This is a genomic window from Xanthomonas protegens (assembly GCF_038442435.1).
Lineage (GTDB): Bacteria > Pseudomonadota > Gammaproteobacteria > Xanthomonadales > Xanthomonadaceae > Xanthomonas_A > Xanthomonas_A sontii.
The window spans coordinates 277,331-296,028 of sequence record NZ_JAQJCQ010000001.1 but is presented as its reverse complement, the minus strand read 5'-3'; the positions used below and the strand labels follow the sequence as shown (position 1 = coordinate 296,028).

Sequence of the window (18,698 nt, the reverse complement as noted above, 5' to 3'; positions counted from 1 at the left end):
CCCGCCACTTTGCCCTAAAATGGGCGGGTTTCCCCCCGCCAGCCGCAGAGCCAGCCGTGACCTCGATCAAGCAGGAAGACCTCATCCAGTCCGTCGCCGACGCGCTGCAGTACATCAGCTACTACCACCCGGTCGACTACATCAAGAACCTGTCCGCGGCCTACGAGCGCGAGCAGTCGCCGGCGGCCAAGGACGCCATCGCGCAGATCCTGATCAATTCGCGCATGTGCGCCGAGGGCCACCGGCCGATCTGCCAGGACACCGGCATCGTCACCGTGTTCCTCGAGATCGGCATGAACGTGCGCTGGGACGACGCCACCATGGGCGTGGAGGACATGGTCAACGAGGGCGTGCGCCGCGCCTACAACCATCCGGACAACAAGCTGCGCGCCTCGGTGCTGGCCGATCCGGCCGGCAAGCGCCAGAACACCAAGGACAACACCCCGGCGGTGGTCAACGTGAAGGTGGTCCCCGGCAACACCGTCGACGTCATCGTCGCGGCCAAGGGCGGCGGCTCGGAGGCCAAGAGCAAGTTCGCCATGCTCAATCCGTCCGATTCCATCGTCGACTGGGTGCTCAAGACCGTGCCGACCATGGGCGCCGGCTGGTGCCCGCCGGGCATGCTCGGCATCGGCATCGGCGGCACCGCCGAGAAGGCGATGCTGCTGGCCAAGGAAGCGCTGATGGAGCCGATCGACATCGTCGACCTGCAGGCCCGCGGCGCGTCCAATCGTGCCGAGGAACTGCGCCTGGAGCTGTACGAGAAGGTCAACGCGCTGGGCATCGGCGCGCAGGGCCTGGGCGGTCTGACCACGGTGCTGGACATCAAGGTCAAGGACTACCCGACCCACGCCGCCAACCTGCCGGTGGCGCTGATCCCCAATTGCGCGGCCACCCGCCATGCGCACTTCACCCTGGACGGCAGCGGCGCGGTGATGCTGGATCCGCCGTCGTTGGAAGACTGGCCCACGCTCACCTACAACCCGACCAACGCGCGCCGGGTGAACCTGGACACCATCACCCGCGAGGAAGTGGCCAGCTTCAAGCCGGGCGAGACGATCCTGCTCAACGGCAAGCTGCTGACCGGCCGCGACGCCGCGCACAAGCGCATGATCGACATGCTCAACCGCGGCGAGACGCTGCCGGTGGACTTCACCAACCGCTTCATCTACTACGTCGGCCCGGTCGATCCGGTGCGCGACGAAGTGGTCGGCCCGGCCGGCCCCACCACCGCCACGCGCATGGACAAGTTCACCCGGCAGATGCTGGAGCAGACCGGCCTGCTGGGCATGGTCGGCAAGTCCGAGCGCGGCGATGCGGCGATCGCCGCGATCCGCGACAACAAGGCGGTGTACCTGATGGCGGTCGGCGGCTCGGCCTACCTGGTGTCCAAGGCGATCAAGGCCAGCAAGGTGCTGGCGTTCGAAGACCTGGGCATGGAGGCGATCTACGAGTTCGAGGTCAAGGACATGCCGGTGACCGTGGCGGTCGATTCCAGCGGCGAGTCGGTGCACAAGACCGGCCCGCGCGAGTGGCAGGCGCGCATCGGCAAGATCCCGGTGGTGGTCGAGGCCTGATCGGCCGCAGCGCGAACGCCAGCGAAGTCGCCGGCGTCGTGCGCGGCGCTGGCGGTGCGCCGGCGCCGCGGCAATAATCGGCGCTGGTTCCGCCTCCGGGGAAAGCGTCGTGTCCATCGTGCTTTACGGCTCGCCCAGTACCGCCTCGTTCGTCGTGCACTGGTTGCTGATCGAACTGCAGGTCGATTTCGAACTGCGCATGCTCGATTTCGAGCGCCAGGAGCAAAAGAGCCCCGAGTACCTGGCGCTCAACCCGCAGGGGCGGGTACCGACCCTGGTGCTGGACGGGCAGGTGCTGACCGAATCGGTCGCCATCGCCATGCACCTGGCCGACCTGTATCCGCACGCCGGCCTGGCGCCGCCGCCCGGTACCCATGAGCGCGCGGCCTATTACCGCTGGATGCTGTTCGGCGCCTACACCCTGATGCCGGCCTACCGCGACTGGTTCTATCCCGACGAACCGGCCGGCGCCGACAATGCCGAGCGCGTGCGCGCCAGTGCCCGCGCGTTCCTGGAAAAGGCCTGGGACGAGGTGGCCACGCACCTGGAGCAGGGCGGCCCCTACCTGCTGGGCGAGCACTGCAGCGCCGCCGACTTCGTGCTGGTCATGCTGATGCGCTGGTCGCGCAACATGCCGCGGCCCACCGACAGCTGGCCGGCGCTCAAGGCACTGGCCGAGCGGATGAAGGCGCGCCCGGCGTTCCACGAGACCTATCGGCGGGAAGGCATTACTGACTGGGCGTGAGCAGCGGCGCGGAAGCGCGGATCCGGAAGCAACGGCGGCTACGTCGTGTGGCGTCGGCTGTCGGGGTTCCGGCAGCTTCCCCGGACAACGAAGATGGTTCGCGGAAGCTTACTCGTCCGCTTTTTCTGGCTTTTGACATGAGAGCCGAATCAGCAAAGCGCTGATTCACAAGCACGTGTGCTGACCGTTCACGTGGTTTGCGCTCACTCGTACGGAAGCATCGCGCGTCGCTGAGTAGTCAGCGGCGCCCCCTCCTGCGTCACGTTGTCGCACCCGCCACTGCGGCCGACCCGCTGCCGACGCGGCCGCCTAGAATGACGCGGTGTCCGTCCTCCGTGCTCCCGCCCGACTGCGCCGCCTGATGCGCTGGCCCGCCTTGCTGGCCGCGCTGCTGCTGGTGGTCGCGCCGGTGGCCAGCCGGCTGCTGGAGACCGCGAGCCTGTCGGTGCCGATGTGCACGACCGCCGGATTGCAGACGATGCCGGAACCGCCACCGGAACACGGTGCCGCGCACACGATCCACGCCGATCACCACGAGGCGTCGGGCGCACAGCGCGACCATGGCCCGGCGCATGCCGCCTGCGATTACTGCCTGCTCGCCGCGCGGCTGCTGCCATGGCTGGCGATCGTCCTGCTGCTGGCTGCGGCCTTGCCGGCGCCGAGGGCCGCGACGCCGCTGCGCCATCGCGTCCATGCCGCCGTGCGCTGGCGGGCGCACGCCGCGCGCGGGCCGCCGCTGAATCTCCAGAACGCTCTCCTGTTTCCGGTGCGCTAGGCGCGCCGGCGCCGTTCTTTTCTGGAGTTCACCTCATGCCTCAGTTCCTGCCGTCGCCCGCGCGGGCGGCGTTGTCGTGCTGCATTCTTGTCAGTCTGTTTCCCGCTTCCGGCCACGCCGAGGCGCCCGATGCCACCACCCTCGACCGGATGCAGGTGACCGCCACCGCGCCGGTCGCGCCGCTGACCTGGACGGTCGATCCGAAGCTGCCGCGGCAGCCGGTGCCGGCCAGCGACGGTGCCGACTATCTGAAGACCGTGCCGGGCTTCGCCGCGATCCGTAACGGCGGCACCAACGGCGATCCGGTCCTGCGCGGCATGTTCGGCTCGCGGCTCAACGTGCTCAGCAACGACGGCACCCTGGTCGGCGCGTGCCCGGCGCGGATGGACAACGCCCTGTCCTACATCGCGCCGGAGACCTTCGACCGGCTCACCATCGTCAAGGGCCCGCAGACCGTGCGCTGGGGCCCCGGCGCCTCCGCCGGCACCGTACGCTTCGAGCGCGACACCCCGCATTACGCGGCACCGACGCTGGAAGGCGAGGCCAGCGCGCTGGTCGGGTCCTGGAACCGCAACGACCAGAACCTGGACCTGCGCGGCGGCAACCGCAGCGGTTATGCGCGCGTGGACGCCAACCGCTCCGAGTCCGGCGACTACCGCGACGGCGACGGCGCAGTGGTGCCCTCGCGCTGGCGCAAGTGGAATGCCGACGCCGCGGTGGGCTGGACCCCGGACCCGGACACCGTGCTGGAACTCTCCGCCGGCAGCGGCGACGGCCTGGCCCGCTACGCCGGGCGCAGCATGGACGGCACCCAGTTCCGTCGCACCAGCTACGCCGCGCGCTTCGAGCGCACCGACCTGCCCGGCGCCTGGGAAGCACTGCGCGCCAACGCCTACGTCAACGACGCCGACCACGTCATGGACAACTACACGTTGCGCCGGCCCAACCCGCAGTCGGCGATGCCGATGCCGATGGCCGCCAACGTGGACCGACGCACCCGCGGCGGGCGCGTGGAATCGGAGTGGCGCTGGGACCAGGTCGTGGTCCAGGCCGGCGTCGACACCCAGCAAAGCCGCCACCGCGACCGCAGCGCCAGCGGCGAGGGCGCATACCGGACCGTGCCGTGGCGCACCGACGCGCGGTTCGACAATCTTGGCGCCTTCGCCGAGGCGACCTTCGGCGCCGGCACGGCGCAACGCTGGATCGCCGGCCTGCGCCTGGATCGCGCGCAGGTCGAGGACACCCGCCGCAGCATCGGCATGATGGGCATGCCCAATCCCACCGCCGGGCAGACGCGCAGCGAAGACCTGGGCAGTGGCTTCCTGCGCGTGGAGCGCAACCTCTCGGCCGACACCGTCTGGTATGCCGGCCTCGGCCGCAGCGCACGCATGCCGGACTACTGGGAACTGTTCTCCGCCGACATGGGCCCGATGGGCGCGGCCAACGCCTTCGCCGGGCTGCGCCCGGAACGCACCACCCAGCTCGATCTCGGCCTGCAGTACCGCGGCGCGACCGTGCAGGGTTGGGTCTCCGCCTACGCCGGGCGGGTGCAGGACTTCATCCTGTTCACCTATGCCGACGGCGGCATGATGGGCACCACCACCCGCGTCGACAACGTCGACGCGCGCATCGCCGGCGCCGAGGCGGGACTGGATTGGCAGCCGCTGCACGGCCTGACCCTTGGCGGCACGCTGGCCTACGCCTGGGGCGAGAACCGCAGCGACGGCACGCCGTTGCCGCAGATGCCGCCGCTGGAATCGCGGCTGCGGATCGAGTGGGAAGGGCAGCGCTGGTCGGCCGGGGCGCTGCTGCGCGCGGTCGCGCGACAGGGTCGGGTGGCGTTGGACCAGGGCAACGTGGTCGGCCGCGACCTCGGCCGCAGCGCCGGTTTCGCCACGCTGGGGCTGAGCGGCGGCTACCGGGTCAGTGAGGCACTGCGGCTGAGTGCCGGCATCGACAACGTGTTCGACCGGCGCTACAGCGAACATCTCAACCTGGCCGGCAGCGCCGACTTCGGCTTCCCGGCCGACCCGGTGCGCATCGCCGAACCCGGCCGCAATCTCTGGCTGAAGGGCAACTACCGGTTCTGAGCGATCGGCGCCAGTTGATCAGTGGGCGCGGTCGCGTGGCGGCCGCGCCGCCGTCGCGGTGAGGCCCGGCGATGTGCCCAGGGCAACTCCTCGTATGCAGTTCGCAGCGATGCGGCATTGCATGCAGGAAACTTCGACGCTGTCCGCGCGCGCCGTGACTGCAGCAATCCAGACGTCCACGCGGCGTGCGCGTCCAACGCGTGACCAGCACGCGCGACGTCCGCCAGGCGGGCGCCGCGCGTGTGACTCAGGTGCCGGCCGATCAGAACCATTCCAGCAGCGAGATGCCGACGCCCACATAGGTGGCGCGGTGGTTGTAGTCGATCATGCTCTCGCCGTATCCGTCGAACACCTGCACATGGCCACGCAGCAGGTTGCTGATCGGGAAGCCCCAGTCCAGCTGCACCGCGCCGTGCGAGCGGTCGCCGCCGCGCAGCGAATGCCGCGCCATCAGCGCCACCTCGTGACCGTTGCGGTTGTAGATCAGGGTCGCGTCGCCGCGGCCCATGTAGTCCTCGATGTCCGGATTGTTGTCCTGCTTGCGGCTCTCCGGGATGCGGTACCAGGGGCGCAGCACCAGCGCCCAGTTGTCGCGGTCCAGGCCGATGTTGAGCATCGCCCGGTTCCAGCTGCGCGACAGCGGATCGCTGCGGCCGTTGGACTGGTGGGTCAGCTGGATGCCGGTCATCCGGCCCTTCCAGCCGAACAGGCTATAGTTGTTGCGGAACACCAGCATCAGTTCCGGCTCGTAGTTGGTCTCGCGGAACGGTCGCGACTGCTCCGCGTTGTAGACCTGCCAGCGCGAGCTCTGGGTATACGCGCCCCACAGGTCGCCGTTGTCGCCGAAGATGTTCTCCACGATCTTGGTCTTGAAGCTCAGCTGGAACTTCGCCTCCACGCTGTCCAGCGGCTCGGCGGTGGTCACCGTGTTGACCGGGTTCGGCGAGGACGGCAGCTCGTTCTTCTTGCTGGTCCAGAACGCCGGCAGCAGGTACACCGGCTTGTAGGCGCGCAACTGGAAGGTGCCCAGCTTGGAGTCCTTGGCCAGTTCCCAGCGGCTGTCCAGCAGCGAGCCCTTGCCGGCATTGGCGATGGTGCTGTCGTAGCGGTCCTGCTTGAAGATCGCGGCGGCGCGCTGGCGGGTGCGCTCGGCGACGCCGGCATCCTCCGGCACGCTGGCGTCCAACTGTTGCTTCTGGCGTTCGCTGGCAGCCTTTGCCGCGGCATCGGCGGCCTGCGGATCGGCGGTGCGGCGCGACAGCGCCTGGTCGTAGCAGGCCAGGCGGGCGGCGTCGCTGGAAATCGCCACGCAGGCTTCCGGCGAGGCGGGGGTGGGCAGGACTTCCTGCGCGTGCGCAAGCGGCACGGCCGCGATCGACAGCAGCAACAGGGGACGGACCTGACGATGGGACATGCGGTTCTCGCTGCAACGGGCGGCGCGGGCGGGTGGTGCGCTGCCGGGGTGAATGGCCGGCAGGGAAAATACAGGAAGTGACGACAACAGGGTCATCACACGTTCATGCTGCCGCCGCGACGCCGTCTTCAGGAGGGCTGCGTCAGACCACCCAGGCCACCGCGAACACCGCGAGCATCGCCAGGGCCAGGCCGAGCTTGGCGGCGGTACCCAGGACGATGCCCAGCCAGGTGCCGACGCCGACGCGGGTCGCCTGGCGCAGTTCGCGGCCGTGCCAGTACTCCCCGGCCAGGGCGCCGACGAAGGGGCCAACGAACAGCCCGATGGGCATGAAGAACATGCCGGCGATCCCGCCCAGCACCGACCCCCACAGCGCCTTGCGGCTGGCGCCGACGCGCTGCGCACCGAACGCGGTCGCCAACAGGTCGACCAGCAGCGACAGCGCGGTGAGCACGCCCAGCACGGTCAGCGTCGGCCAGCCCAGCCGCTGGAAGCCGTCGGCCCAGGCCGCCAGCAGCATTCCGGCGAACATCAGCGGCGTGCCGGGCAGGGCCGGCAGCAGCACCCCTGCCAGCCCGACCAGAACCAGGAGACCGGCACAGACGTAATAGATGAACGCAGGGTCCATGTGGCTCACCGCGGGGGAGATTTGGGGGTTGACAGATGGGGTCTTTTTGCTGATTGCATTTTCATTTTGACCGGGGTAAGTTGCAGCCGCTGCGTTTGCAAAGGTCACCGTGAATCGTGGCCTGATGCGGTAGATCCACCGATCCGCTACATCGTTATACCTCGCTTCCTCCTTGCAACCAGCCGCCGCACCCCACGGCGTACCCACCCCTGAGACGTGTTCCAAGGAGTAAGTCGATCATGAACGGCACTGGCAATCGCGAAAACGGCACCGTGAAGTGGTTCAACGATGCCAAGGGTTTCGGTTTCATCAGCCGCGAAAACGGCGAGGACGTGTTCGTGCACTTCCGGGCGATCCAGACCCAGGGCTTCAAGAGTCTGAAGGAAGGCCAGAAGGTCAGCTTCACCGTGGTCCAGGGCCAGAAGGGCCTGCAGGCCGACGCGGTGCAGCCGCTCTGAGGCGTTGTCGCGCGCGGCGCCGCGCGCAGCAAAAAGGCCCGCGCTGCGGGCCTTTTTGCGTTTCAGGGCAGTTCGGCGAGGCCGATCAGCGCGGCACGACGCGCCCGTTGACCACGCGCACGTAGGTGTTCTCGCGCACACCGGCCAGGTCGCGCTGGTTGACCACGATCACCCGGCCGTCGTCCATCTGCACATGCACGTCGTAGGTGTCGCTGGTGACGTTCTTCTGGATCTGGTTGCCGGCCAGCGCACCGGCCGCCGCACCGGCCACCGCCGACACGTTCTGGTTGCCCTTGCTGCCGCCGGTGTGGTCGGAAATCTCGTGGCCGGCAACCGCGCCGACGATGCCGCCCAGAATCGCGCCCGTGGCCGACGGCGCGGTGCGGCCGGACGGCACGGTGTCGATGCGGGTGACGATGCCGCAGTCGGCGCAGCGGGTCTGGGTGTAACCGCCGCGCGCCGGCTGGTTGTAGCCGCCGCCGTAACCGCCGCCATAGCCCGGGGACGTGGCGCAGCCTGCCAGCGCCAGGGTCGCCACGGCAGCGGTGGCCATCAGTTGAATCTTCATGGGTGCTCTCCTCGACAGTGATGGAGCGCGGCGGCAGCGCCGCGTTCGCACGCATCCTGTTCACCCCTGCGTGAATGAAACGCCAACCCTGGCAGGTACCGTTCAGCCTCGCGCCGGCCGGCGTCAGCAGCAATTCATCGAGACGCGCACCGACACGTTCGCGGCGAGGCCACGCCGCCGGCGCATCGAGACCTGCGTCGGTCCGTCAGCGAACCCCCTGCAGCAAGCTCGGCGCCGCTCTCGCCGCGCGCTCAGCGGAAATCGCGGTGGCAGGCGTCGCAGCGTTCGTCGATCTGCTGGCGCGCCTGCGCCAGCGCCGCGCAGTCGGCCGGCGGCTGTGCCAGCGCCGCGTCCACGCCGGCGCGCAGCGCATCGGCGTGCTCGCGGAAGCGGCTGTCGTCGGCCAGGTCGGGAAACGCCGTGCCCAGCTCGTCGCCGAGCAGGCGCAGCGTGCGCAGCCGCGCCTGCGGACCCGCGCCGCTGCATTGCCGGTGCGCGGTGTCGCGTTCGAGCAGCGCCAGTTGCTTGCCCATGACCTGCATCAGGCTGCGCGGGAACGGATCCTGCCGCGCCTGCACCGCGCGCAGCGCCATCACCGTCAGCACCAGGCCAAGCAACAGGCCGGCCAGCAGCACGAACAGATAGCGTGAGGTGGAGGCGGGCGGGGATGAGGGCGGCTTGGACATGGCAGGCATGCGCAGCGGGATGGAGCGCCGATGGTACGCCTGCGGCGACGCGGCGCGCACGGGCGGCCAAGCTACGCCGCGAATCCCCAATCCCCAATCCCGGCTCCCCAGGCAATCCCCTAAAATGCGCGGATGAACGAACAATGGCGCGAACGCTTCGCCGGCATCGACCGGCTCTACGGGCAAGGCACGATCGCGCGGCTGGCGCGGTGCCGGGTGGCGGTGGTGGGCATGGGCGGGGTCGGCTCGTGGGTGGTCGAGGCGCTGGCGCGCTCGGCCGTCGGGCATCTGACCCTGATCGACGCCGACGACATCTGCGTGTCCAACACCAACCGGCAGTTGCCGGCACTGGCCGGTCAGTACGGGCGCAACAAGGCGGTGGCGATGGCCGAGCGCTGCGTGGCGATCAATCCGCAGATCGAGGCGGTGGCGGTCGCGGCCTTCCTCACCCCGACCAACATCGCCGAGGTGCTCGATGCCGGCTTCGACCTGGTGATCGATGCCTGCGACAGCTTTCGGGTCAAGGTCGAGACCATCGCCTGGTGCCGGCGGCGCAAGCTGCCGCTGCTGACCGTGGGCTCGGCCGGTGGGCGCACCGATCCGACCCTGGTGCGGATCCGCGACGTGTCGCGCACCGAGCACGACGCCATGCTGGCGCTGATCCGCAAGAAGCTGCGCAGCGAATTCAATTTCCCAAAGAACCCGCAGCGCTATTTCGGCGTGCCGGCGGTGTACTCGCTGGAGAACGTGCGCTATCCGCAGGCCGATGGCAGTGTCTGCGGACTGCGGCCGGTGCTGGGGCCTGACGCGGCCTTGAACCTGGACTGCGGCGCCGGGCTGGGCGCGGCTACCCACATCACCGGTGCCTTCGCCTTCGCCGCGGTCGGCAAGGCGCTGGAGATGCTGTTGAAACGCGCGGTGGCGCGCGAGGCGGCGGCCGCCTAGCGCGCGCCGGACGGCGGCGGCGCGTCCGGTGCGCGCGTGGCCGCACCGCTCATCAGGTTGCGCTCGGTGCCGGCCTGCAGGAAGGCCAGCCGTTCCAGGTCGTGCGCCGGCTGCGGCCGGCCGAACAGGAAGCCCTGGAAGTGCCGGCAACCCATCGCCGAGAGCATCTCGCACTGCTGCGCATCCTCGATGCCTTCGGCGAGCGCGACCATGCCCATCACCTCCGAGATCTCCACGATCTTGGCCAGCAGGCGCCGCGAGGACTCGTCGGCCTTGGCGTCGTTGACGAACTGCCGGTCGATCTTGAGCTTGGTGACCGGCAGCGTCCTGAGCATGGCCAGCGACGAGAAGCCGGTGCCGAAATCGTCCAGCGCCCAGCCGATGCCGAACGCCTTGAGTTCGTGCATCTTGGCGCGCACCCCGGCGGTGTCCACGTACAGCGCCGATTCGGTCAGTTCGAATTCCAGCGACGAAGGCGCCACGCCCTCGCTGGTGATCACCTGCTTCACCGACGCCACGAAGTTGGGATCGAGCAACTGCACCGGGCTGACGTTCACCGCGACCACCAGCGCACGCAGATCCTGCTCGTGCGACCAGCGCCGCAGCGTGCTGCAGACCTGACGCAGCACTTCCAGTCCCACGTCCCGGATCAGTTGGCTCTCTTCGGCCAGCGGGATGAATTTGTCCGGGGTCAGCAGCTTGCCGCTGGGATGGCGCCAGCGCACCAGCGCCTCGGCGCCGAGCATGCTGCCGTTCGCACTCACCTGCGGCTGGTACAGCACCTCGATCTCGCCGTTGCCGACTGCACGCGCCAGTTCCCGCTCCATCGAAATGCGCGCGTTCACGTCGTTGCGGTAGATGTGCAGGATCGCCGCGAGTAGGCCGGCCGCGCACGCCATGTTGGAGATCGCGCCGAGCCGGCGCATCCCCAGCGGCGGCGAGGACGTCGGCGCCAGCCAGTCCAGTTCGCCCGAACCGAACGCGACGAAGGCGCCCAGGCACGCCAGCGGGAACACCAGCGCGCGGTAGCGGCGGCTGCGGTCGAACACGAACAGCGCGCCGGCCGCCAGCGGCAGGAAGAAGGTGTGCACCGAACGCGGCACCGTGCCGATCGGCGCATCGATGATCGAGATCACCAGCACCACCACGAACACGCCATGCGCCACCAGCGACAACGAAGCCTCGTCGCAATGGCGGCGGCGGCCCAGCGCGAGCAGGCCGACCGCCGTGAGCCCGACGAAGGCGAGCGCCAGTTCCGGCCGGCCGTAGTAGAGGTAGCACACGGTCCACAAGGCGCCGAGCGTGGTGCACGAGACCCCGGCCAGGGTCAGGGTGCTGCGCATCTTGCGGCTGCGATTGCTGTCGCGGAATTTCAGGGAGACCCAGCTTTCGCCGTTGGAGACGTGTTTCTCCGAACTCGCGCCGCTTTTCATCGTCGTGGCGCTCGCATGCGCGATGGCACCGCTCGCGCCGGGGCGGCCGCGGAGGAGGCGATCGCACGCGTGCGCCGCGCGCTGTGGAGAAGCGGGTAGGGGATACGGCTTGCCGGTTGTTTCACGCCAGGATGATCCGATCTGCCAGAACGCGTGCCATCGAGCCGGCCGCCGAGCCTTTTGCTGAGAGCGAACGGGTTCACACTCCGGTGCCTGGCGGACAAAAGATTCGCTCGCCGTTCAGCGCGGTGCACAGTAGCAGAAGCAAGCGCGCCGAAACCCGGTCAAAAGGCAGGCATCCACCTGCTCAGTTCACAGTTTCGTACGAAAGCTGCTTCGGCAGGCGATGTGCCGCGCCAAGCACTGTGCAGCCGCGCCATGCGCGGTCGATGGCTGGCATCGCGCTTCCGGTGTCGGCGCGTCAGTAAGCGACGCGCAGTGTCCAAGCGTGCTGTTCGCAGCGACGTGCCGCGTCAGGGTGTGACGGGTGTTGCGGCGCTCGCGTCGGGCAGGCCGAACAGCCGCCGCGCATTGGCCGTGGTCTGCGCGGCGATGGAGGCGGCAGGCGCGTCGCGCAGCTCGGAAATGGTGTCCAGTACCGTGCGCAGCCGCGCCGGTTCGTTGCGCTGGCCGCGGATCGCCGCATCCGGCTGGTCCGGCGCATCGGTTTCCAGCAGCAGCTGTTGCAACGGCACCGTGGCGGCGAGCCGGCGCAGGCGCTGCGCCCGTTCGTAGGTGACCGGCCCGCCGAGACCGACCAGGAAATCCAGCGAGCGCAACTGCGCGGCCTGTTCGGCGCTGCCGGCGAAACTGTGCACCACGCCGCGCAGGCGCCCGACCTTGCGGATCGCCAGGATCACTGCGTCCACCGCACGTCGCGCATGCACGATCACCGGCAGGTCGAACTCTCGTGCCAGTTGCAGTTGGCCAACGAAGTAGCGCTGCTGCTCGGCTTCGTTCAAGCCTTCGACGAAGAAGTCCAGGCCGCATTCGCCGATGGCGCAGGGGCGCTCGCGTTCGATCCACTCGCCGAGTAAGGGCAGGTGCTCGGGGCGGTGCTGGTCCAGGAACAGCGGATGCAGGCCATACGCCGGGTACAGGCCGGGCGCGGCCGCGCAGACCGCACGCAGCTTCGCCCAGGACGCCGCGGTCACCGCCGGCACCACCTGCGCCTGCACGCCCGCCGCCTGCGCGCGCGCGATCACCGCGTCGCGGTCCGGATCGAACTCCTCCGCGTCGAGATGGCAATGGCTATCGATCAACGGCATCGGCGCTCAGCGGCGCACGCGCTGCGCGGTGGAGTTCAACGGCTCGGTGGCCGGCGCCGGGGTGCGGGTCTTCCAGTTGGCCAGCAGCAGGGTGCCCAGGCCGAACACGATCTCGTCGATGAAGGGCACCGGATCGGGCAGCAGCACGCTCAGCACGAACAGCCCGGCGGTGATCTTGAACAGCGTCGGGTAGCGCAATTTGCCCGCCCAGCGCAGCAGCGGATAGACGATCGGGTTGGGCATGTCAGGTGCTCCGGGGCAGTGGTGGAAACGCTAACAGCTTTGATATGGCGACGTTCCAGCGGCGTTACCAGTCGAGGGCATGGCGCGTTACTGAATAGGGAGCGGATCGGTTCAGCTTCGGCATGGTAATCACAGCACCGTAGACAACGCGGTCAGCCCGCAGGAGAGCACACATGAAAAGCACTACGACAACCGTTCTGGTCGCGGCTGGCGCCTTGCTGGTCGGCGGCGTCGCCACCGCGGCCTTCATGAACAATCGCGACAAACCCGTGGACGTCGCCAGCAGCGACGTGCGCCCGGCCCTGGACAATACCCGCGGCGACAGCGCGATGGACAACAGCGTCGGCGGCAAGCTCGAGTACGCCGATGTGGTGCGGGTCGACCCGATCACCCAGAAGCAGCAGCGCTACGCCGAGGTGATCGGCACCGAACCGCTGCGCCAGACCTCCACCACCACCACGCCGCGCCAGGTGTGCAACGACGTGGTGGTACAGGAGCGCCTGCCCGAGCGCGACGGCAATGTCGGCGGCACCGTGGTCGGTGCCGTGGTCGGTGGCCTGCTCGGCAACCAGATCGGCCATGGCAACGGCCGCAAGGCCGCGACCGCGGCCGGCGCGGTGGCCGGTGGCTTCATCGGCAACCGCATCGACCAGAACCATGTCGGCGGCCGCGTGGTCGACCGCACCGAGCGCCAGTGCCACACCGAGAACAGCACCGCGCAGTCCTCGACCGTCACCGGCTACAACGTGACCTACCGCAACGACGACGGCACCACCGGCACCATGCGCATGGACAGCAAGCCGGGCAGCCGCATCGCCATGGGCACGCAGGACGTGGTCAAGGGCTACGACGTGACCTACCGCTACGACGGCCAGGAAAAGACCGTGCGCATGGACGACCGCCCGAACAGCGACCGCCTGCCGGTGCTGGACGGCCGCCTGGTCACCCAAACCGCATCGGCCGGCGACGTCGCCGTCAGCCAGCGCTGAGTCGCAGTCGGTTGCACCTCCGGAGGCCGGCGCTTGCGCCGGCCTTCGTCTATCTGCGGGCGGCGGCGCGGGCGGGGCCGATACAATGCGGTTTTCGCCGTGGATGCCGCCATGCCCCTGCCTTGCGACGACCTGTTCAACGTAGCCACGCTGCTCAGCGAGGAGGAGCGCGCGATCCAGCAGGCGGTGGCGCGCTTCGTCGATGCGAAGGTGCTGCCGGTGATCGGCGAGGCCTTCGACCAGGCGCGGTTCCCGCGCGAACTGGTGCCGGAGCTGGCGCAATTGGGCCTGCTCGGGGCGAGCCTGCCGGCCGGGCAGGGTGGTGGCGGCCTCAACGCGGTCTGCTATGGCCTGATCTGCCAGGAACTGGAGCGCGGCGACAGCGGCCTGCGCAGCTTCGTCAGCGTGCAGTCCTCGCTGTGCATGTACCCGATCCATGCCTACGGCAGTGACGCGCAACGCCAGCGCTGGTTGCCGGCGATGGCCGCCGGCACGGCGATCGGCTGCTTCGGCCTGACCGAGTCCCAGGGCGGCTCCGACCCGGCGGCGATGCAGACCCGTGCGGTGCGCGACGGCGACGGTTGGCGCCTGAGCGGCAGCAAGATGTGGATCACCAACGGCAGCATCGCCGACGTGGCGATCGTGTGGGCGCAGACCGACGACGGCATCCAGGGCTTCCTGGTCGAGGCCGGCACCCCGGGCTTCGGCACCCAGGACATCGCGCACAAGATGAGCCTGCGCGCCTCGGTGACCTCGGCGCTGTTCTTCGACGACGTGCGCCTGCCCGACAGCCAGCGCCTGCCCGGCGTGCGCGGCCTGAAGGGTCCGCTGGGCTGCCTGACCCAGGCCCGCTACGGCATCAGCTGGGGCGCGATCGGCGCGGCCATCGCCTGCCTGCGCGAGGCGCTGGCCTATGCCGGCGAGCGCATGCTGTTCGGGCGGCCGCTGGCGGCCACCCAGAGCGCGCAGATCAAGCTGGCCGACATGGCACGGCGCATCGCCAGCGCGCAGTTGCTGGCGCTGCAACTGGGCCGGCTCAAGGACGCCGGCACGCTGCAGCCGGCGCAGGTGTCGCTGGCCAAGTGGAACAACGTGCGCATGGCCCTGGACATCGCCCGCGAATGCCGCGACCTGCTCGGCGGCGCCGGCATCACCACCGACTACGGCGCGATCCGGCATGCGCTGAACCTGGAATCGGTGATCACCTACGAGGGCACCGAGACCGTGCACCAACTGGTGGTCGGCCGCGAACTCACCGGTATCAATGCGTTTTGAAGCCAAGGCCCGCGGCCGGCCGCGGGCCTGTTCACAGGAGAACCGACGATGAGCATCTTCGATGTGCGCGTGGAAACCGAGCGCCTGGTGCTGCGCCCGCCCACTGCCGAGGATTTCGCGGCGTTCTGCGCCTTTTCCGCCGACGCCGAGACCATGCATCACCTCGGCGGCGTGCAGGCGCCATCGGTGGTCTGGCGCAGCCTGACCTCGCTGGTCGGCAGCTGGCAGTTGCAGGGGTTTGCGATGTTCTCGGTGATCGAGAAGCGCAGCGGGCAGTGGATCGGCCGGGTCGGCCCCTGGCAGCCGCACGGCTGGCCGGGTCCGGAAGTCGGCTGGGGCATCGCCCGTCCGTTCTGGGGCCAGGGCTATGCGCCGGAGGCGGCCACGGCGTCGATCGACTGGGCGTTCGCGCAGTTGGGCTGGACCGAGGTGATCCACACCATCGTGCCGGACAACGCCAACTCCAAGGCGGTGGCGGGCAAGCTCGGGTCGCGCTACCAGCGCCAGGATCGCCTGCCCGAGCCGCTGCAGGCATTCGAGGTGGAAGTGTGGGGCCAGTCGCGCGCGCAGTGGCAGGCGCGGGGCTGAGCCACGACGACGGCAGCATTCGACTCAGGAGCGGCGCATGGCATCCGAACGTTTTCCCCTGACCGTGTACGGCATGGCGCTGTCCGGCAATTGCTACAAGGTGCGGCTGTTGCTGGACCAGCTCGGCTGCGGCTACCGCTGGGTCGAGGTCGACAGCGCCAACGGCCAGACCCGCACCCCGGCGTTCCTGGCCAAGAATCCCAACGGCAAGGTGCCGCTGCTGGAGCGCGAGGACGGCCGTGTGCTGGCCGAATCCAACGCCATCCTGTGCTGGTTGGCCGAGGGCACCGGCTATCTGCCCGCCGATCCCTGGCAGCGCGCGCAGGCGCTGAGCTGGCTGTTCTTCGAGCAGTACAGCCACGAACCCTACGTGGCGGTGGCGCGCTTCGTCTGCGGCTGGACGCCGCCCGACTCGCCGCGCCGTGCCGAACTGCCGCGCCTGCGCGAGGGCGCGCTGCGGGCGCTGGCGGTGATGGAGCAGCACCTTCAGGCGCAGGCCTGGTTCACCGGGCCGGCCTACGGCGTCGCCGATATCGCGCTGTTCGCCTATACACACTGCGCCGGCGATGCCGGCATCGCGCTTACGCAGTATCCGGCGCTGTGCGACTGGCTGCAGCGGGTGCGCGCGACGCCGGGTTTCGTGGCGCTGCCGCCGCTGCCGGAGGACGTGCAGGCACGTTTGGCGCAGACCGGGACGTCAACGGCGTTCACCTGACTGCCGCGCGCCGGCGGCTAGCCTGAAGATCCATTCAGTCAGGAGCTACGCCATGAGCCAGTACCGCATCGCCGTGTTCGTCGGCAGCCTGCGCAAGGAATCGTTCAATCGGCGCCTGGCGCACGCGCTGGAGCGACTTGCCGGCGACCGTGCCCGTTTCGAGTACGTCGAGATCGGCGACCTGCCGCTGTACAACCAGGACCACGACCACGACTATCCGGCGCAGGGCCGGCGCCTGAAGACGCAGGTCAGCGGCGCCGACGCGGTGCTGTTCGTCACCCCCGAATACAACCGTTCCATCCCCGGCGTGCTCAAAAACGCCATCGACCTGGGCTCGCGGCCGTATGGCGAGAGCGCATTCGCCGGCAAGCCGGCGGCGGTGTGCGGGACCTCGCCGGGGGCGATCGGCACCGCCATGGCGCAGCAGCACCTGCGCAACGTGTTGGCCTACCTGGACATGCCGGTGCTGGGGCAGCCGGAGATCTTTCTGCAGTTCAAGGAGGGCCTGATTGCCGAGGACGGCGCGATCGACGACGAGCGCACGCGCAAGTTCCTCGCCGGCTTCGTCGACAAGTTCATCGCCTGGATCGACGAACTGCAGGCCTGAGCGCTATCCCGGCGCGTGCCGTGGTGCGCCGATGGGGCAGGGCGGGCCTTGCGCGACGCGGCCTCGGCGAGGTTCTCAACCGCTTGTCCCCAGACTTGTCCCCAGCCTCTGGCTAGGCGGGACGACGCAGGTGCCGCCGCTCAGGCAGGCGCCCTGTGTTAAGCGTCGCCCTAGCCCCGGCCGGGCGCGGCGACTAAAATCGGCGCCCGGGCCGCGGTGAGGCCGCGCCCGGCGCCCGCGCCCCACAGAGAAGACCCAGCCTATGTCCGCCCGTCCCGGCTACCGCGGCGATCGCAAAAGCGAGCGCAGCGAACGCAGCGAGCCGCGTCTCGACCAGTTGCGCGTGCCGCCGCACTCGATCGAGGCCGAACAGGCCGTGCTCGGCGGCCTGATGCTGGCGCCGGACGCCTACGACCGGGTCAACGACCAGCTCACCGAGAACGACTTCTACCGGCGCGATCACCAGTTGATCTACCGCGCGATTCGCGAGCTGGCCGAGAAGGGGCGCCCGTTCGACGCGGTGACCCTGGGCGAGTGGTTCGAATCGCAGGGCAAGCTGGAGATGGTCGGCGACGGCGCCTACCTGATCGAACTGGCCAGCACCACGCCGTCGGCCGCCAACATCGTCGCCTACGCGGAAATCGTCCGCGACAAGGCGGTGCTGCGGCAGTTGATCGAGGTCGGCACCACCATCGTCAACGACGGCTTCCAGCCGGAAGGGCGCGAGAGTTCGGAACTGCTGGCATCGGCGGAAAAGGCCGTGTTCCAGATCGCTGAGGCCGGTGCGCGCGGACGCAGCGACTTCGTGGCGATGCCCGGCGCGTTGAAGGACGCGTTCGAGGAACTGCGCAACCGCTTCGAGAACGGCGGCAACATCACCGGCCTGCCGACCGGCTACAACGATTTCGACGCGATGACCGCCGGCCTGCAGCCGACCGACCTGATCATCCTCGCCGCGCGTCCGGCGATGGGCAAGACCACCTTCGCGCTGAACATCGCCGAGTACGCGGCGATCAAGTCGAAGAAGGCGGTGGCGGTGTTCTCGATGGAAATGTCGGCCTCGCAGCTGGCGATGCGCCTGATCTCCTCCAACGGCCGCATCAACGCGCAGCGCCTGCGCACCGGCCAGCTCGAGGACGAGGACTGGGCGCGGGTCACCGGCGCGATCAAGATGCTCAAGGAGACCAAGATCTTCATCGACGACACGCCGGGCGTGTCGCCGGAAGTGCTGCGCTCCAAGGCGCGCCGGCTCAAGCGCGAGCACGACCTGGGCCTGATCGTGATCGACTACCTGCAGCTGATGTCGGTGCCCGGCAACAGCGAAAACCGCGCCACCGAGATCTCGGAGATCTCGCGCTCGCTCAAGGGCCTGGCCAAGGAACTCGGCGTGCCGGTGATCGCGCTGTCGCAGCTCAACCGCTCGCTGGAAACCCGTACCGACAAGCGCCCGGTGATGGCCGACCTGCGCGAATCGGGCGCGATCGAGCAGGACGCGGACATGATCGTGTTCATCTACCGCGACGACTACTACAACAAGGAAAATTCGCCGGACAAGGGCCTGGCCGAAATCATCATCGGCAAGCACCGCGGCGGCCCGACCGGGTCGTGCAAGCTCAAGTTCTTCGGCGAATACACCCGCTTCGACAACCTCGCCCACGATTCGGTGGGTGCGTTCGAGTAAGCCTGCGCGCTAT

General features: G+C 69.1%; 19 protein-coding genes. 12 read left to right on the top strand and 7 right to left on the bottom strand.

What is annotated here, in order from left to right; genetic code table 11:
* The first annotated feature begins 56 nt into the window (after positions 1 to 56).
* The 4 genes from PIQ37_RS01275 to PIQ37_RS01260 all read left to right on the top strand — a co-directional run bounded on the left by PIQ37_RS01275 (position 57) and on the right by PIQ37_RS01260 (position 5,187).
* Positions 57 to 1,577 (top strand): fumarate hydratase, encoded by a 1,521-nt coding sequence (locus PIQ37_RS01275; protein WP_342072055.1) that lies wholly within the window; start codon positions 57 to 59, stop codon positions 1,575 to 1,577.
* 109 nt (positions 1,578 to 1,686) lie between these two features.
* A complete protein-coding gene (locus tag PIQ37_RS01270; protein ID WP_017915531.1) occupies positions 1,687 to 2,322 on the top strand; it encodes a glutathione S-transferase family protein in 636 nt (211 codons plus the stop codon).
* Between the two features lie 376 nt (positions 2,323 to 2,698).
* Positions 2,699 to 3,097 (top strand): DUF2946 family protein, encoded by a 399-nt coding sequence (locus PIQ37_RS01265; RefSeq protein ID WP_407136340.1) that lies wholly within the window; start codon positions 2,699 to 2,701, stop codon positions 3,095 to 3,097.
* A gap of 35 nt (positions 3,098 to 3,132) precedes the next feature.
* Entirely contained in the window at positions 3,133 to 5,187 is a 2,055-nt protein-coding gene (locus PIQ37_RS01260) for a TonB-dependent copper receptor (RefSeq protein ID WP_342072054.1), read from the top strand.
* 262 nt (positions 5,188 to 5,449) lie between these two features.
* Here PIQ37_RS01260 and PIQ37_RS01255 read toward each other — a convergent pair whose 3' ends face one another.
* Complete coding sequence (locus tag PIQ37_RS01255) at positions 5,450 to 6,601, bottom strand: phospholipase A (protein WP_026143478.1); 1,152 nt, start codon at positions 6,599 to 6,601, stop codon at positions 5,450 to 5,452.
* A gap of 142 nt (positions 6,602 to 6,743) precedes the next feature.
* A complete protein-coding gene (locus PIQ37_RS01250) occupies positions 6,744 to 7,229 on the bottom strand; it encodes a DUF456 domain-containing protein (RefSeq protein ID WP_342072053.1) in 486 nt (161 codons plus the stop codon).
* 239 nt (positions 7,230 to 7,468) lie between these two features.
* Here PIQ37_RS01250 and PIQ37_RS01245 point away from each other — a divergent pair, with 239 nt between their 5' ends.
* The gene (locus tag PIQ37_RS01245) at positions 7,469 to 7,687 is read left to right on the top strand and encodes a cold-shock protein (RefSeq protein ID WP_017909030.1); all 219 of its coding nucleotides are present in this window, start codon (positions 7,469 to 7,471) and stop codon (positions 7,685 to 7,687) included.
* A gap of 85 nt (positions 7,688 to 7,772) precedes the next feature.
* Here PIQ37_RS01245 and PIQ37_RS01240 read toward each other — a convergent pair whose 3' ends face one another.
* Together PIQ37_RS01240 and PIQ37_RS01235 are read right to left on the bottom strand one after the other, a co-directional pair.
* Positions 7,773 to 8,255, bottom strand: a complete 483-nt coding sequence (locus PIQ37_RS01240; protein WP_342072052.1) for a glycine zipper 2TM domain-containing protein — start codon at positions 8,253 to 8,255, stop codon at positions 7,773 to 7,775.
* A gap of 251 nt (positions 8,256 to 8,506) precedes the next feature.
* Complete coding sequence (locus tag PIQ37_RS01235; protein WP_342072051.1) at positions 8,507 to 8,941, bottom strand: hypothetical protein; 435 nt, start codon at positions 8,939 to 8,941, stop codon at positions 8,507 to 8,509.
* Positions 8,942 to 9,073: 132 nt separating this feature from the next.
* Between PIQ37_RS01235 and PIQ37_RS01230 the strand changes: the two genes are divergently transcribed.
* Entirely contained in the window at positions 9,074 to 9,886 is an 813-nt protein-coding gene (locus PIQ37_RS01230) for a tRNA threonylcarbamoyladenosine dehydratase (RefSeq protein WP_342072050.1), read from the top strand.
* Here the strand turns inward: PIQ37_RS01230 and PIQ37_RS01225 are convergent.
* From PIQ37_RS01225 to PIQ37_RS01215, 3 genes are all read right to left on the bottom strand, one after another.
* Positions 9,883 to 11,319, bottom strand: a complete 1,437-nt coding sequence (locus tag PIQ37_RS01225) for a putative bifunctional diguanylate cyclase/phosphodiesterase (protein WP_342072049.1) — start codon at positions 11,317 to 11,319, stop codon at positions 9,883 to 9,885. The two genes, PIQ37_RS01230 and PIQ37_RS01225, sit on opposite strands and share 4 nt — an antisense overlap.
* A 473-nt stretch (positions 11,320 to 11,792) precedes the next feature.
* Positions 11,793 to 12,587, bottom strand: coding sequence for a TatD family hydrolase (locus tag PIQ37_RS01220; RefSeq protein WP_342072048.1), 795 nt, complete (start codon positions 12,585 to 12,587; stop codon positions 11,793 to 11,795).
* Positions 12,588 to 12,593: 6 nt separating this feature from the next.
* Positions 12,594 to 12,830: a DUF6116 family protein gene (locus tag PIQ37_RS01215; RefSeq protein WP_017912800.1), complete on the bottom strand. Its 237-nt coding sequence runs from the start codon at positions 12,828 to 12,830 to the stop codon at positions 12,594 to 12,596.
* A 173-nt stretch (positions 12,831 to 13,003) separates the two neighbouring features.
* On the opposite strand from PIQ37_RS01215, the gene PIQ37_RS01210 reads away from it, so the two are divergent.
* From PIQ37_RS01210 to PIQ37_RS01185, 6 genes are all read left to right on the top strand, one after another.
* Positions 13,004 to 13,819, top strand: a complete 816-nt coding sequence (locus tag PIQ37_RS01210) for a glycine zipper 2TM domain-containing protein (RefSeq protein WP_342072047.1) — start codon at positions 13,004 to 13,006, stop codon at positions 13,817 to 13,819.
* Between the two features lie 99 nt (positions 13,820 to 13,918).
* Entirely contained in the window at positions 13,919 to 15,094 is a 1,176-nt protein-coding gene (locus PIQ37_RS01205) for an acyl-CoA dehydrogenase family protein (protein WP_342072046.1), read from the top strand.
* Between the two features lie 48 nt (positions 15,095 to 15,142).
* Positions 15,143 to 15,682 carry a GNAT family N-acetyltransferase gene (locus tag PIQ37_RS01200; RefSeq protein ID WP_342072045.1) on the top strand — a complete coding sequence of 180 codons (540 nt, stop codon included), beginning with the start codon at positions 15,143 to 15,145 and terminating at the stop codon, positions 15,680 to 15,682.
* Positions 15,683 to 15,719: 37 nt separating this feature from the next.
* Positions 15,720 to 16,397 carry a glutathione S-transferase family protein gene (locus PIQ37_RS01195; protein WP_342072044.1) on the top strand — a complete coding sequence of 226 codons (678 nt, stop codon included), beginning with the start codon at positions 15,720 to 15,722 and terminating at the stop codon, positions 16,395 to 16,397.
* Positions 16,398 to 16,449: 52 nt separating this feature from the next.
* On the top strand, positions 16,450 to 17,004 hold the full coding sequence (locus tag PIQ37_RS01190) for an NADPH-dependent FMN reductase (RefSeq protein WP_017912795.1): 555 nt from the start codon (positions 16,450 to 16,452) through the stop codon (positions 17,002 to 17,004).
* A gap of 262 nt (positions 17,005 to 17,266) precedes the next feature.
* Positions 17,267 to 18,685 carry a replicative DNA helicase gene (locus tag PIQ37_RS01185; protein ID WP_017909018.1) on the top strand — a complete coding sequence of 473 codons (1,419 nt, stop codon included), beginning with the start codon at positions 17,267 to 17,269 and terminating at the stop codon, positions 18,683 to 18,685.
* Positions 18,686 to 18,698: the final 13 nt, after the last annotated feature.